We start from the raw sequence: 15,021 nt of genomic DNA, 5'->3' as shown, positions 1-15,021 counted from the left end.
TCCGGGTCTGACCCGCAACATACATCGGCGGGACTTACGCCGATAATCCGGATCGACGGTTCCGCCGTCCTCGGCGTTTACATTCTCGAGACCCCGGGAGGTAGGGCGCCCGACCCGGCAACTTAGATGGAAACGGTTGGCTACAGCTCCCCGCGATCCCGCGGGATTTGCACTCTTTGGCGACGCAGTTGGTCAATCCGGGCCAATGACATTCAGAGGGTCGGGAGGGCAACGCACTGCGGCAATTCCTGCTGTCAGCCTGTCTCACTGAAAGCTCCGTCGCAAGCATCGTCGCCTGGTGTGAATCGATGTGGTCCCCTACGCCGCCGCGGGTGGGCCGCTCCAGTGGCGGTGAAAACGTTCATGGGTCAGCCAAAAAAGACTGTTCAGCGCAGTACCGGCGGTTATCACCATGCTTGATTCAAATCAAACATGGTCGGAAGATGCGTTGCTCTTAAGAACGCGCTCCAACTAACGTCCTATTGTCCTGAAAGGAACGGGATATGGTCGAAGCAGCTTTGGGCAATGCAAGGTTCTTTCGCCGAAGTGGGCCGTATCCACTTTCGGTTGTTGCGGGCGCGGCACGCGGGACTGCCGAGGAACGCGATCTGCTCTTCGAAGGGGTGGCGCCTCTGCAAACAGCGGGCCCCAACGAAGTGAGCTTTCTTGACAACCGACGCTATGCATCGGCACTCGATCAGACGTTGGCCGGTGCTGTGATTGTGCATCCTGATATGGCAGCGCGCGTGTCTGCCAGGACGGTGGCGATCGTAACGACAGAACCATACGCTGCTTGGGCGCGTGTCGCTGCACTGTTCTATCCCGTGCCACCGGTTTCTCCCGGTATCCACCCGTCGGCAATCGTGGCGGAGGGAGCTATCGTCGATCCGTCGGCGGAGGTCGGACCGCTGTCCGTGATTGAGGTCGGAGCAGAAATAGGACCCGGCTCTCGGATCGGTCCTTGCGCGGTTATCGGCAGCGGCGTGATGGTTGGGCGAGACTGTCGGATTGGCGCGCATGCGAGCCTGGGCTATGCGATTTTGGGAGCACGGGTCTACGTCTATCCCGGCGCGCGGATCGGGCAAGAAGGGTTTGGATTCGCCTCCACCAGCGAGGGGTTTCTATCGGTCCCCCAGCTTGGTCGGGCAATTCTGGAAGACGATGTTGAGGTTGGTGCCAATACGACGATTGATCGAGGGTCATCACGAGATACGGTGATCGGCGCGGGCTCCCGTCTCGATAACTTGGTGCAGATAGGCCACAACGTGATCCTCGGCCGGTGTTGTGTCATTGTCGCCCAGGTCGGCATTTCGGGTTCAACCGTGCTTGAGGATTTCGTCCGCGTCGGCGGGCAGGCGGCTATGGCCGGGCATCTGCGGATCGGTCAAGGTGCGGAGATCGGAGCGCAAGCGGGCGTCATTTCGGACATCGCTCCAGCCGCAAGAGTGCTTGGAAGTCCTGCTCAGCCAAGAATGGACTTCTTCCGACAAACTGCCACCCTCAAGAAGATGACAAGGGGAGAAGGATAGGACGGCTTGTATCTCGCGATTGGTTTTGCGTAGTACAAGCCAATATCCGCTTGCGACTTCCATTGTTGGCAGCCCAAATGGGCATGCCGCCGCATGTACCCCGCATGTCGGCTGTTGAAGGAGGAGAGACGCGACCAAAGCTCTTGATCGCCCGAAACGGACCCAGATGATGCGAAGTTCGATTCCGTGAAATCGTTCAGCGCTATTTCGTTGGGCGCCGTGTGATCTCTTTCGGGAGATTGCCTGAAGGACTTGCAGCGACCACGGAGGATCGCCACGTGCGTTTGTTGTCCAATCTGCTTCGACGCTTCATCCGCCAGGGCACCCTGCGAGTCCGCGATGCCGAGGGGACGATTCATGTCTTCGGCGAACGCCTGCCCGGGCCAGACGTCTCCATCCACTTCCACGATCGCAAGCTCTACACAACGCTGTTTATCAATCCGGAGCTATACGCCGCCGAAGCCTATATGGACGGCACGCTGACGCTTGAGGAAGGTGCCGCGATCCATGATTTTCTGCTGCTGTTCTCGGTCAACCGCGCCGGGCTCTATTCGTACGGCTCACAGAAGCTGATGCGGCGGATGTGGCGCGGCCTGCGCCGCTGGCACCAGGCCAATCCGATCGGGCTTGCCGCCGCTCATGCACGCCACCACTACGACATCTCTACCGAACTTTACCGTCTGTTCCTCGACGATCAGATGCAATATTCCTGCGCTTATTTTCGAGACCCGGCGCATGAGACGCTCGAACAGGCGCAACGCAACAAGCTGGTCCACGCCACCAGCAAGCTGCAACTGGAGCCCGGTATGACGGTCGCCGAGATTGGCTCCGGCTGGGGCGGCTTCGCCATCCATCTGGCGCGCGAAACAGGCGCCCACGTCACCGCGGTCAATGTTTCGCCCGAGCAGATCAAGGCAGCCCGCGTTCATGCCGAAGCCGCCGGCGTTTCCGATCTCGTCGCGTTTCGCGAGTTGGACTATCGCCAACTCACCGGCCAGTTTGACCGGGTGGTTTCGGTCGGCATGATGGAGCATGTCGGGATCGGTCATTTTGACGAATATTTCCGCAAGATCCGCGAACTCCTGACGCCTGAGGGCTATGCCTTCATCCATTGCATCGGCCGGATGTCGCAGCCCGGCACCACCGGCCCATTCATCCGCAAGTATATCTTTCCCGGCGCCTATGTGCCGGCGCTATCTGAGACCTTCGCTGCCATTGAGCGCTGCGGTCTGTGGTGCGACGACATGGAAGTGCTGCGGCTGCACTATCGCTACACGGTGAAACACTGGCGCGAGCGCTTCGCCAAAAATAGAGCCCGGGCTGCCGCGATCTACGACGAACGGTTCTGCCGGATGTGGGAATTCTATCTCGCCGCCGTTGAGCTCGAATTCCTGCATGGCTCTCACATGGTGTTTCAAATGCTGCTGTCGACCAAACGCGATGCGGTGCCGATCACGCGCGATTTTATGATCGACTACGAGCGGGCGGCCTGGGCGAAGATGGCCGGCTGAACCACGCCGACCCGGCATGCTGCCAGCCGAGGCGACCTGATGCCCTGGTGGTGGCAGCTGTCAGGATCAAGAAAATTGCGGCCGGCGGCTATCGTGTGGCGATCGTCGTTTCTTGAAGGTCCGGGCCTGCTTCGCGGAACGACACCAGGCGGTGCTGCGCCTCGTCCCACAGCACAAGGCGTACGCACTGAAAGCTTTGCAGGAGCGTTATGCGACCGACCTCGCGCAGTTCCGGGTGGTCGCGCAGCACGCGCCCCAGCCGGTAACAGGGAATACGGCTGCAGAGATGGTGCACGTGGTGGATACCGATATTAGCCGTGAACCAGCGCAGCACTGCCGGTAGATCGTAATGTGAACTGCCGTGCATAGCAGCTTCATGCAGGGTCCAGCGCTCGTCATGCTCCCACGCGGTTTGCTCGAATTGATGTTGCACATAGAACAGCCAGACGCCGGCTGTGGCGGCGAGCAGCATGATCGGAAGATGCACGAGCAGGAACGCCTGAATACCGATGAACCACGCGAGCGCACCGACGATCAGGGCAATCGCGAGATTAGTCGCCATTGTGCTGGCCCACGGCCGCCAGCCGTCGCGCATGCGGCCGACCGGGAGGCGGTGTTGCAGGAGAAACAGGTAGGCTGGTCCGATCCCGAATATGATCAGCGGGTGACGGTAAAGACGGTATTTCAGACGGCCCCACCGTGAGAGCGCCTGATATTCGCGCACTGTCAGCGTATCGATGTCGCCGATGCCGCGGCGGTCGAGATTGCCGCAGGTGGCATGATGGATCGCATGCGAGCGGCGCCAATAGTCGTAAGGCGTCAGCGTGAGTACGCCAATTATGCGGCCGACCCAGTCGTTCGCCTGACGGTGGGCGAAAAAGGTGCCATGGCCGCAGTCGTGCTGGATCATGAACAGACGCACTAGAAAACCAGCAGCTGGAATCGCGATGAGCAACGAAGCCCAGGAATAGCCGAGGGAGAACGTGAACCAAGCCGCGGTCCATAACGTCACGAGCGGCAACACCGTGATCGCCAATTCAACGACGCTGCGCACCTGGTTTGGGGTGCAATAGCTGCGCAGAATGCGTGTCCAACGCCGAGCGTCGAGCGCCGCCGGGTCTGAGTTATGTCCCGTGGTCAAGACGATTTGTAGCTTGTTGTTCTGCAACGTCGTCATCGCAACTCCCTTTATCGCGATCGCGGCCAAATAGAAATCCCGCGTGCCGACGGATCGGCCGCGGGACTCAGAACCCGCAGGCTCTGCCAGTACATCCGTGGTCAGAGCTGAATGGCCCTTCGCGCGGTCGCTCAGGCGGCGCGCAGATTTTCGGCGGCAGACTTGCCGCTGCGGCGGTCTGCGACGATATCGAAGCTGACATTTTGTCCCTCATTGAGGGTGCTCATGCCGGCGCGTTCAACTGCGCTGATATGAACAAAGACGTCGTTGCCGCCGTTGGTGGGCTGAATGAAGCCGAAGCCCTTTTGGCTGTTAAACCACTTCACAGTTCCCTTATTCATGGAAGATGTCCTTTCACTGACAACGTACACGTGAGACTTGGGCTCCGAGGGATCGGAACCTTCGTCGGTTGGTCGATTTTTGGAGAAGGGGTCTGAAACGTGCGCGCCGTCAGTAACGAGGCGAAGCGGCCCAGTCGTTCGGCCAAGTGTCGATTGGGCCTATATGGACCCGAATGGGGGGAAGATCAAGGCCTGCAGCCTCGGCGTGGCCGATGTCCGCTGTTTGCCCAATAGTCGCATTACGGATCTCGCGTTGGGCATCAGCTTGCTGACAGCTTGGGAACTATGTTCGGAAGGCGCCAGTTGGGACCTGGAGACGTATGCCAGGCTCAGGTGGGCAGGCCGCTGCCGCGTCAGGAGAACGCCCAGCCAATTCCGACGCATGTTTGGCGGTGCGCCATCCCGCCGGTCCAGCCAAGAATGAAGTTTACATCGCGACCTTTCATCCCACCCGAGGGCTTGTGGCGCATTGCGAAATGGCGCCGATATATTCTTACATTCCGCGCTGGTCGCAGAATAATTCTACGACGCGCTTCACCGCGCCGACCTGCTGCGACCGCGCCGCTATAGGCCAAGCCGCCGCCCAACCAAATAGCGAGATGACGTCTCGTGTCCTCATCGGCCCGCCAAGTGAGGACGCTCATTGCGGTACGGCGACGAGACTGTCTGCCGGCTGGAGCACCCTGATCAACGACTAGCCTGTAGCCGGCAGTCGGCGTATAAGTATCTCCCATGAGTTGGGATGCGAAAGACGTAGCACTGCTCAAGAAACTCTGGGCCGGTGGCCAAAGTGCCGGCCAGATCGCAAGTCGGCTCGGCTACAGCCGCAACGCCGTGAGCGCGAAGTTGAAGCGCATGGGCCAGAAGCGCGGTCACAAGCCGCCAACCGCCAACCCCAGGATCGTGTCGGTGCCGAAGCGAAGGCCAGCGCCGTTGGCGGCCTGTGCCCGCCCGGTGGATAGGGTTGTGTCTGCGCGCAAGCCGATGGCGGGGCAGCCTAAGGAATTCACCAAGCGCCAGCTTTACGCCATGCTGGCTGATGCGGTCAGGAATACGGGCTGAGGCTTGCTGCCGCCCGGTCGAAAAGGATCGGATGATTGATCGCTACTGACGGGAGCAGAAAATGGCTCTTCTAAGACGCGAATTGTGTCGCCATATCAAGGGCCCCGAGATCACCCACGCGGATCGGTGCACGCTTGTGTTCGATACTGACGCGAAAAATTTGTACGTCGAGCGCGAAGTGGCCCATCTGGATGTGGGTATCGATGGCACGCTGGAGATCCAAACAGCGACAATGGATATTGCCGATTACCTGAAACAAGGCGGCCAAACTGCCGGGCATCGAGAACTGTGGCGGTTGCTGCGAACAATCTTCAAGGAGGACGGAAGGACGGAAGAGGTGATGGAGTAGCCAATTCCAAGATGTGGCGGCTCGGCGAACCCTGAAAAGGCCGATTCCCGCCTATCGTCCTTCCAAGGTTCCGCTGGCAAGTTCGCACCGCTCGCGATGGGTTGCAGGATGTCCCCTAGCGGCGCGTGTTCGATTTCTCCACTTATCGGACGTGCCGGTGTGCGCATCCAATGTCGCCTGCGACGGTGGAGCGGACACCGCTATCACTTAGGCTGCAGGACGGATTTATGAATACACGCCCTACAGGCAGAAAGCACCCCGTCATCGCCGCCCTTACCGCATCCGTGGGATGCGGCATGTCGGCAACGCAAGTCTTTAGGCGGCCCTGCCCGGCTTGGCGCGAGCGCGATCGTAGTCGGCCTGCATCTCGGTATTGAGCGCATCCAGGCAGGAGACGACCTTGACCGAGAGTTGCTCGAGTTCGGCGAGTCTCTTCTGGGCGAGTTCATGATCGCCGACCTGCAGCGCCGACAGTACCGCCGCTCCGGTATCGTGTACTTGGGCGTGGGGCTGCATCAGCGCCTTGAAGGAATCGCTCTTCATCATCGTTTCGTCAGCCACAGTGTCGTACCAGCGTCCGAGACGACACGTGTGGTGCGTCGCCAGATTGCCGGCCACCAGCTCGATCTCGCCCTTAACCGCGCTTGCAACCTTGGCAACGAAAGCGCGGTGATCCGACTTCGTCAGGTCGATCAGACGAGCGAGATACTTCTGTCCCACCTTGTCCGCGACTTCGCTCGGCACGGGCTTGTCGGATTTGACGTGATACAGTCCGCTGCCGCAGGCGACGACCACGCCGTCGAAGTGAACGTCGTCCCCGGGAAGGGTGACGGAAACGCGCGAGCCGGCGGGCCAGTTGGAGCTTGAGGAAATCAGGACGCCATACTCGGAGATGTCGAACATCTGCGCCTTTTCGCGAGATCCGCCAGCGACCACGTCGACGTCGGCCAGCATCGAGCGCCGCCGGAAGTGACGGCGCTGCACGCTTTCAGAGGAGGTCCTGACCGCGCGCGTCAGCAGGCGGCCCAGAGCGCTCAGCGCTTCGTCGAGATTGCGGCTGCCGTGCGAGACGGACTCCGATGCCAGATGTGCATCGCTGGCTCGCGTCGACACCTCGGTCATCAACTCGTTGACGTGCCTGGCCTGGTCGGCAGTTTCTCCGACCGTCTTTGCGATTTCGCTGGTCGCAACCGTCTGCTCTTCGACCGCCGCCGAAATCGACACTGCTATGTCGCCGAACTTGCCGATCGTCGACGAAACGTCGCCGATGGAAGCGGCCGTGTTCTTGGCGACGTCCTGGATGTGAGCGATCTGTTCGGAGATCTGCTGGGCCGACTTGCCGGATTGCATCGCCAGCGCCTTGACCTCCTGCGCGACCACGGCAAATCCCCTGCCGGCTTCGCCGGCCCGGGCCGACTCGATGGTGGCATTGAGTGCCAAAAGATTGGTCTGCGCCGCGATATCGCCGATCAGCTTGACCACCTGGCCGATTTCCGCCGCCGCCTTGGCGAGCTCGTCGACGACGCCCTGGGTTTCCGCCATCCGGTTTACAGCCGCCTGCGCTGTTTCGGCAGAACGGGAGACCTGCTGGGAGATTTCCCGGATCGAGGCGTGAAGCTCCTCGGACGCTGCCGCGACGGCCTGGGCCGAACCCAGCGTTGATCCGGCAGCGTTTGTCGCATCCTTGGCGTTGCGTCCGACCGCTGCGCTGACCGTGGCCATCGATTGGGCGCTGTCCAGCATCGACTGGGTGTACTGGGAGACGCTGCCGACGGTATCGCGAACCTGACGATCGATCTCGCTGATCATGCCTTCGACATCGTGCGTCTTGCTGGCGTCGACCTCCTCGCAATAGGCGGCGATACTCAAACTGACGTCGAACATCAGGGCCTTGCAGATGGCCTGAAGCACCTCTCCAGAATGGGCACGTTGTCCTTTGGTCTGCATCAGGCTTTCGTGCGCCCTGACGCAGGCCAGCATATCGCCCAGAACGAGGGAATACGCGCAGACGTACCAGCTCGGATCGAACCCAGCGTGAAAGTGGGCATGGCCGATGGTCACGGCCTCCTCGACAAAGGCATCGTCCAGATGTCCGTCAAAGAGCCTGATCCAGTGACGTTGCTGTGCCTGCTTGACGGATTGAAGGCGCTCTGCACTCGGAAACTTCGCGGCCAGTTCAGGGACGCGCTGGGTCCTGTCGTAGAGGTGGTCCAGGATTCCTGGGATGGCGGCGAGAACGAAGGGCTTGATCTGCCGCAGCGGCGCAAGGACGCTTTCGTCCAAGCCACAATAATCGATGCGAAGCGAGCTGGGACGGTCCATGGTTTTGTCCTTGTCGCGCACGAACGTCGTGCACTGATCGTGGTTGTTGGCCGAGTGGATTCGGGAGAATCCTTATTCCGCAAAAAGTGTAAATTTTCGGGGTTAAATTTCTATTTGCTGCGCACGCCGTTGCTTAAGCGCGAGGCATCTTGCTGGGTGGCGCGTGCCGCTCGCCTCATCAAAGGTATCGCGGTGGTTGCCCGCAGAGCCAGGGAATACAAGAGAACGGCCTCGTGGCGACTGTTGCGGTTGCTCTTGCTATTCATCAACAACTGGAACGGCAAGAAAGCGGCGCAATGAGCACTACCGCGTTCACGGCATGCTGGTCATCGTCGGGCTGATGGTGTTCAAGCCGGAACAACGACGTGGAGAAGGATGATGACGCCTTTCCAACACATCCTGGGAGCCGCCTTGAATTCGCTGCCGGTCCCGGTGCGGGCACTGCATGCATTGGATTCCTGCATTCACACCTCGGGCCGCGCCGAGATCACCGTCTCCGCCAATCCGGTCGCCCGGCTATTGTGCCGGGTCGCCGGCTTGCCCAAACCGGGCCGCGACGTGCCGGTGAGTGTTTCGTTCCACCCCGACGGCCGCGGCACCGAATTCTGGGACCGCCGCTTCGCCTCCCGGCGCTATGCCAGCGTCATGGAGGCTGGGCGGCGGGACGACGAAGGCTTGTTGATCGAGCATTTTGGCCCGTTCGAACTGCTGTTCCGCCTCGAACCCGGCGACAAGGGTCTCAACTGGTCGCTGGCTGGCTGGCGTCTGCTGGGTCTGCCTCTGCCGGGGTGGAGCCGCCCGACCATCGAATGCAGCGAAACCGGCGATGCGGAGCGCTTCGTCTTCGATATCCATGTGGCCTTTCCGCTGGTCGGTCATGTGGTGCACTACCGCGGCTGGCTGGTACCGACAGAGAAGACCAACACCGGCCCCTGAGGTGCGCGCTGTTTCGCGTCGCGGAATTCTATCGCGCAAACCGCGCCACCAGCTCGACATGCGGGGTGTGGCGAAACTGGTCGACCGGCGTCACGGTCTCGATCTTGTAGCCGCCATCGACAAGCAGTCGCGCATCGCGCGCGAAGGTCGACGGATTGCAGGAGACGGCGACCACCACCGGTACCTTGCTCGCCGCAAGCTTGAGCGCCTGCGCCTGCGCGCCCTGGCGCGGAGGGTCGAACACGACCGCGTCGAAGTCGCGCAGCTCCTGCGGCACGAGAGGACGTCGGAACAGATCGCGCGCCTCGGCTTTGACCGGCTTCAATCCGGGTGTTGCGGCGGCGGCCTTGCGCAGCGCTTCGATTGCGCCGGCGTCGCTGTCGAAGGCAAATACGCGCGTCCTGGCAGCGAGGCGCAGCGCGAACGGACCAACGCCGCAGAACAGATCGGCGGTCTCCTTCGCACGTCCGATGCGTTCGAGGACGAGCTCGGCGAGCGTTTCTTCACCGGCGGTCGTGGCCTGCAGGAACGAGCCCGCCGGCAGCGTTACCTGCGCGGCGCCCATCCGCACCGTCGGAGGTTTTCGCAGCAGCACCAGTTCGCCGTGGCGCGTCAGTCGTGCCAGGCCATGCTGCTCGGCAACGCGCGACAGGCTGGCGATCATGGTCGCGGGCAGGGGACCCGAACCGCGCACGTCGACGTCGAGGCCGTTGTCGGTCGCGCTGACCTGGATGTCGAGTGGCTTGCCCATCGATATCTTCGACAGCAGCGGCTCGGCGAGCGCCCAGCCGGCCTCGATCGCACCATGGAGTGCCGGATCGAGGATGGGGCAGTGATCGATCGGGACGACCTCGTGGGAGTTGGTGGCGGCAAAGCCGACCTTGAGCACCTCATGGGTGCCGAGCCGCGCGTGCAGCGTAATGCGCCTGCGGCCTTTGCCATGGGCATCGACGAGCGGCGCGACGTCGCAGTCGAGCCTGGCCTGCGCCAGCGTCTCAGCCACGATGCTGCGTTTCCAGGCGCGATAGGCCTCAGTCTCCCAGTGCTGGATCGCACAGCCGCCGCACACGCCGAAATGCGGGCAGAACGGGGTGATGCGCTCGGGGCTCGCGCGCTCCACGGCCAAGAGGTGCCGGCGGTCCGGATGATGGCCGGGGACCGGCCCCACGTCGACCGTTTCGCCGGGCAGCGTGTAAGGCACGTAGATGGCTTCGCCGCCTTCGATGGAGACGCCGTCGCCGCGATGGCCGAGATGATCGATCAGGAGTCGCTCAGCCACGGCGCGCGCCGAGGAAGAATTCGATGTTGCCGTCGCCGCCCTTGATCGGCGACGGAAACACCTCGATGTTGGTGCAGCCGAGGGAAGCCGCGAACGCGGCGATGTCGTCGCAGATCTCCTGATGCACCATGGCGTTGCGGATGATGCCGTGCTTGGAGTGCTTTCGATCCGCTTCGAATTGCGGCTTGATCAGCGCGAGCAGGTGCATCGGCGCCGCTGCGAGCCCCAAGGCCGCCGGCAGCACCGCCTTGAGCGAGATGAAGCTGACGTCGATGACCACGACATCCGGCCGCGCCGCCAGGCGCTTGCCCTCGAGCTTGCGGATGTCGGTCTCCTCCATGGAGACGATCTTGGGATGCCCGCGCAGCGAGGGATGCAACTGGCCGCGGCCGACATCGACCGCAAAGACGAGGCTTGCGCCATTGGCGAGCAGCACTTCGGTGAAGCCGCCGGTGGAGGCGCCGACGTCGAGGCAGACGCGGTCCTCGAGGTCGACCGGATACTGCTCCAGCGCGCCGGCAAGCTTCACCCCGCCGCGCGAGACATAGGGGTGGGCGGGCTGAGCCGCAATGACGGCGTCGACGTCGACGATATCGGAAGGTTTCGTGACCGGCTTGTCGTTGGCGGTAACGAGCCCCGCTTCGATCGCCGCGCGCGCCCGCGCCCGGCTCTCGAACAGGCCGCGTTCGACCAGCAGGCTGTCGGCGCGTTTGCGGGCAGATGACATCGTGCGCTCGTGTCGTTTCAGACCAGGCTAGAGCATGATCAGGAAAAGCGGGCACCGGTTTTCGCGACAAGCGCAAAGCGTTTGCGCGCAGATCATGCTCAATCAAAACCTAGAGCACGATGGTGATTCCACCTAATCCCATCGCGCTCTACCTTCTATTTAGTGGCAAGCCGCTCGGCCGCCATGCGGACGCAGGCTTCGAACGCGGAAAGATCATCCCAGACGTTTGCAGGCGCATGGGGCGGGACAATGAGCGCGCCGCCGTGAAGGTCAAGGGCGTGGACCATCATCAGATTGTCGGTGAGGCCGAAATCCTCCACCGTCAGCCCGTGGGCGTCGACCAGGCGCCCTTGTTCAGGACTTACATCGATGAAGCGCGCGACGCGGTCAGCGTAGGGGGAGGGATCGTTGGAATAGCCGAGGCATAGCTTGCCGGAACCTGCCATGTAACCGAGTTCGTAGACGGTTCCGGGATCGGCGCCCGGCCCCCGAAACGGCGTGAGATTGGCGATGACGGCGCTGGCCTCGTCCATCATCGCCTTGTTGGCGTGAAAGATCCTTAGCGAGGCGTCCTCGGCCGCGGGATCGATCGCGTTGTCCAGCGGATAAAGGGAGGTGAGGCCATGGCTCGCGCAGATCGCCGCCTTGCGGCGGCCGATCTCGACCGCCACCGGCAGGAACACGTCGGGACCCGCCAGGTAGATTTTCATCGGCTCACCAATCCTGCGCGAACAGAGATCCTGCTGAGGCTTCGGTCTAAACCTCTCCCACAGGGAGAGGTCGGCGCGAAGCGCCAGGTGAGGGGCGCCGTCTCTCGTGGGACCTTACCCCCTCACCCGGATCGCTGGCGCGATCCGACCTCTCCCCAGGGGAGAGGTGAAGGCGAACCCGTTTCGAAATCTCAAATCCACGTTCTCACCTATCGAATAATGGCAATACGCGCCTGGAGGCGACGGACGCCGTATGAGGCAAAACAGGAGATGGTGAAATAGACCAGGGCCGCAAACAGGTACATTTCGACCAGTCGGCCGTCCCGCTGCGCGACCTTGCTGGCCGCGCCGAGGAAATCCGGGATCGAAAGCACGTAGACCAGAGAAGTGTCCTGGAACAGCACGATGGTCTGGGTCAGCAGCACCGGCAGCATGTTGCGGAACGCTTGCGGCAACACGATGTAGCGCATGGTCTGGGCGTAGGTGAGACCGAGCGCCTGCGCTGCGGCGGGCTGGCCGCGCGAAATCGACTGGATGCCGGCGCGCATGATCTCGGAAAAATACGCCGCCTCGAACATGATGAAGGTGATCAGCGAGGAAGAAAATGCACCGACCTTGATGGGGCGCGAAGAGCCGGTCACCCACTGGCCGATATAGGGCACGAGGAAATAGAACCAGAAGATGACGAGCACCAGCGGCAGCGAGCGCATGAAGTCGACATAGACCCCGGCAATGCGCGCGAGCAGCCTGAACCCGGACAGCCGCATCAACGCGATCATCGTGCCGAAGGCAAGCCCGCCGGCCGCGGCAAGCGCCGTCAGGGTGAGCGTGAACGTCATGCCCTCGTAGAAGAGGTAGAAGAGCGAGCGCTGGATGACGTCGAAATCGAAACTGCCGAGCATCGCGCTATTTCCCCGTTATATAGCCGGGAATCGCGACGTAGCGCTCGAGGAAGCGCATCGCGGTCACGACGATGGCGTTGATCAGAAGATAGAGGAGCGTCGCGGCGGTAAAGGCCTCGAAGACCTGGAAGGAGAATTCCTGCATCGAACGCGCCTGGCCTGTCAGTTCAAGTAGGCCGATGGTAATGGCGACAGCGGTGTTCTTGATGGTGTTGAGGAATTCGGACGTCAGCGGCGGCAGGATGATGCGGAAGCCCATCGGCAGCAACACGTAGCGATAGACCTGTACCGTGGTCAGCCCCAGCGCGGTCGCGGCCTGCCTTTGCCCGCGTGGCAGCGAGGATATGCCGGCCTGCAATTGCACCGCCACGCGTGCCGACATGAACAGGCCAACTCCGATCGCGGCCGTCCAGAACGGCGCATTGGGCAACTGCTTCAGCCACAGCCCGGCGGCGGGCGGCAATACCTCCGGCAGCACGAAGAACCACAGGAACAGCTGCACCAGAAGCGGCATGTTGCGGAAGAATTCGACGTAACCGAACCCGATCCAGGACGCCGCCTTCGACGGCAGCGTGCGCACCACGCCGATGATCGAGCCGAAGATGAGCGCGATGACCCAGGCCAGCAGCGCTGTCTTGATGGTGAGCACCAGTCCCGACAGCAGCATGTCGAGATAGGTACCGGTCCCCATCGGATTCGGCTCGAAGAAGATGTGCCAGTTCCAGTTGTAGTTCACGAGTCCCCTTCCGCAAACATCTTGGCAAAGCTGGATGAAACCAGATCGAATGCAGCCGCTCGGCAGGTGCAATCCCTCTCCCCGCGTGCGGGGAGAGGTGAACCGACTTCAGCGAACAACACGCTTGTTGGACGATCGTCGCCTTCGGCGCCCAAGCAATGACCGGGCCATTGCAGGGGCCGGACGGCAAGGATCGAACTCAATTCGCCTTGTAGGAGTCGGGATCCGGCGAATCCGACGGCTTGGCGAACTCCGCCTTCAATTCCGGCGCGATCGGCGTGTTGAGGTTCAGGCCCTTGGGCGGAATCTTCTGCATGAACCACTTGTCGTAGATCTTCTGGCCTTCGCCGCTGGTGTAGAGCGCGGCGGTGGCCGCATCGACCACCTTCTTGAAGGCCGGATCGTCCTTGCGCAGCATGATGCCGTAGGGCTCGGGCTTGGAGAACGCATCCTTGGAGATCACGTAGGCGCTCGGATCCTTCGATCCGGCAACCAGGCTTGCGAGCAGGATGTCGTCCATCACGAAGGCAACCGCACGGTCGGTCTCGACCATCAGGAAGGCCTCGGCGTGGTCCTTGGCCGGGATGATGTTGATGTTCAGCCCGCGCGCGGCGTTGGCTTCGGTCAGCTGCTTGATGTTGGTGGTACCGGCGGTCGAGACCACGGACTTGCCCTTGAGGTCGTCGATCGCATTGATCTTGCTCGACTTCTTCGAGACGTATCGGCTCGCGGTCAGGAAATGGGTGTTGGTGAAGGTGATCTGCTTCTGGCGCTCGGCATTGTTCGTGGTCGAGCCGCATTCGAGATCGATCGTGCCGTTCGCCATCAACGGAATGCGGGTCGCCGACGTCACCGGATTGAGCTTGACCTCGAGCTTGTCGAGCTTGAGCTCCTTCTTCACCGCCTCGACGATTTTGTAGCAGATGTCCATGGCGTAGCCGATCGGCTTCTGGCTGTCGTCGAGATAGGAGAACGGGATCGAGGAGTCGCGGTGCCCGAGCGTGATGGCGCCGGTCTCCTTGATGTTCTTCAACGTGCCGGTCAGTTCTTGGGCGTCCGCCTGGGCGGCAAAGGTGGCGGCGACCGCCACGGCGATGATACGAAGATGTTTCACTATACTCTCTCCCCCTTCAGGTTGATCGGCCGCATGCTTGCATAAATCGGGCCGGAATAGAATGTGCCTTTCGGCGGCGGAATTCCCTTGACGCCCAAAACCCCGCCTAGACCGGCCGTTCCAGTTCGCCCAGATCCCAGAACAGGCCGGCCATCACGGCGAGGGCCTCCTCGGTGACCGGCAGCAGGATATGCTCGTCGGGGGCATGCTGGGAGCACCCCGGATAGGAATGCGGTACCCAGATCGTCGGCAGGCCGAGGATCTCCGAAAATACCTCATTGGGCAGCGAGCCGCCGAAATTCGGCAGGATCGCCGGCGATTTACCG

At 61.8% G+C, this 15,021-nt stretch carries 14 protein-coding genes and 1 pseudogene; 5 read left to right on the top strand and 10 right to left on the bottom strand.

Annotated elements, in window-relative coordinates; genetic code table 11:
- Positions 1-503 precede the first annotated feature (503 nt).
- Both lpxD and HY852_RS01900 read left to right on the top strand, forming a co-directional pair.
- Entirely contained in the window at positions 504-1,529 is a 1,026-nt protein-coding gene (gene lpxD, locus HY852_RS01905) for a UDP-3-O-(3-hydroxymyristoyl)glucosamine N-acyltransferase (RefSeq protein ID WP_291602155.1), read from the top strand.
- 278 nt (positions 1,530-1,807) lie between these two features.
- Positions 1,808-3,040, top strand: coding sequence for a cyclopropane-fatty-acyl-phospholipid synthase family protein (locus HY852_RS01900; RefSeq protein WP_291602153.1), 1,233 nt, complete (start codon positions 1,808-1,810; stop codon positions 3,038-3,040).
- Positions 3,041-3,128: 88 nt separating this feature from the next.
- On the opposite strand, the gene HY852_RS01895 is transcribed toward HY852_RS01900, so the two are convergent.
- A complete protein-coding gene (locus HY852_RS01895) occupies positions 3,129-4,217 on the bottom strand; it encodes a fatty acid desaturase (protein WP_291602152.1) in 1,089 nt (362 codons plus the stop codon).
- A 131-nt stretch (positions 4,218-4,348) separates the two neighbouring features.
- Positions 4,349-4,558 (bottom strand): cold-shock protein, encoded by a 210-nt coding sequence (locus tag HY852_RS01890; RefSeq protein WP_291602150.1) that lies wholly within the window; start codon positions 4,556-4,558, stop codon positions 4,349-4,351.
- A gap of 732 nt (positions 4,559-5,290) precedes the next feature.
- Here HY852_RS01890 and HY852_RS01885 point away from each other — a divergent pair.
- Positions 5,291-5,620 carry a GcrA family cell cycle regulator gene (locus HY852_RS01885; protein ID WP_291602147.1) on the top strand — a complete coding sequence of 110 codons (330 nt, stop codon included), beginning with the start codon at positions 5,291-5,293 and terminating at the stop codon, positions 5,618-5,620.
- A gap of 61 nt (positions 5,621-5,681) precedes the next feature.
- Positions 5,682-5,969: a hypothetical protein gene (locus tag HY852_RS01880; protein ID WP_291602146.1), complete on the top strand. Its 288-nt coding sequence runs from the start codon at positions 5,682-5,684 to the stop codon at positions 5,967-5,969.
- 315 nt (positions 5,970-6,284) lie between these two features.
- Here HY852_RS01880 and HY852_RS01875 read toward each other — a convergent pair whose 3' ends face one another.
- Positions 6,285-8,291 carry a methyl-accepting chemotaxis protein gene (locus HY852_RS01875; protein ID WP_291602145.1) on the bottom strand — a complete coding sequence of 669 codons (2,007 nt, stop codon included), beginning with the start codon at positions 8,289-8,291 and terminating at the stop codon, positions 6,285-6,287.
- A gap of 411 nt (positions 8,292-8,702) precedes the next feature.
- Between HY852_RS01875 and HY852_RS01870 the strand changes: the two genes are divergently transcribed.
- Positions 8,703-9,227 (top strand): DUF4166 domain-containing protein, encoded by a 525-nt coding sequence (locus tag HY852_RS01870; RefSeq protein ID WP_291602144.1) that lies wholly within the window; start codon positions 8,703-8,705, stop codon positions 9,225-9,227.
- A gap of 28 nt (positions 9,228-9,255) precedes the next feature.
- On the opposite strand, the gene HY852_RS01865 is transcribed toward HY852_RS01870, so the two are convergent.
- The 7 genes and pseudogenes from HY852_RS01865 to HY852_RS01835 all read right to left on the bottom strand — a co-directional run.
- On the bottom strand, positions 9,256-10,506 hold the full coding sequence (locus HY852_RS01865) for a class I SAM-dependent RNA methyltransferase (RefSeq protein WP_291602142.1): 1,251 nt from the start codon (positions 10,504-10,506) through the stop codon (positions 9,256-9,258).
- Positions 10,499-11,233 (bottom strand): TlyA family RNA methyltransferase, encoded by a 735-nt coding sequence (locus HY852_RS01860; protein ID WP_291602139.1) that lies wholly within the window; start codon positions 11,231-11,233, stop codon positions 10,499-10,501. The genes HY852_RS01865 and HY852_RS01860 overlap by 8 nt, the downstream gene beginning before the upstream one ends.
- A gap of 155 nt (positions 11,234-11,388) precedes the next feature.
- Complete coding sequence (locus HY852_RS01855; RefSeq protein WP_291602137.1) at positions 11,389-11,943, bottom strand: nucleoside 2-deoxyribosyltransferase; 555 nt, start codon at positions 11,941-11,943, stop codon at positions 11,389-11,391.
- Between the two features lie 209 nt (positions 11,944-12,152).
- Entirely contained in the window at positions 12,153-12,845 is a 693-nt protein-coding gene (locus tag HY852_RS01850; protein ID WP_291602136.1) for an ABC transporter permease subunit, read from the bottom strand.
- A gap of 4 nt (positions 12,846-12,849) precedes the next feature.
- Positions 12,850-13,581 (bottom strand): amino acid ABC transporter permease, encoded by a 732-nt coding sequence (locus HY852_RS01845; RefSeq protein ID WP_291602134.1) that lies wholly within the window; start codon positions 13,579-13,581, stop codon positions 12,850-12,852.
- Between the two features lie 199 nt (positions 13,582-13,780).
- Positions 13,781-14,695, bottom strand: coding sequence for an amino acid ABC transporter substrate-binding protein (locus tag HY852_RS01840; protein ID WP_291602131.1), 915 nt, complete (start codon positions 14,693-14,695; stop codon positions 13,781-13,783).
- Positions 14,696-14,801: 106 nt separating this feature from the next.
- A pseudogene (locus HY852_RS01835) lies at positions 14,802-15,021 on the bottom strand (M20 peptidase family dipeptidase); the annotation flags it as partial.

It is taken from the genome of Bradyrhizobium sp. (genome assembly GCF_016213215.1).
Lineage (GTDB): Bacteria > Pseudomonadota > Alphaproteobacteria > Rhizobiales > Xanthobacteraceae > Bradyrhizobium.
The sequence above is the reverse complement of the archived record's forward strand: the minus strand, read 5'-3'. Positions and strand labels throughout refer to the sequence as shown.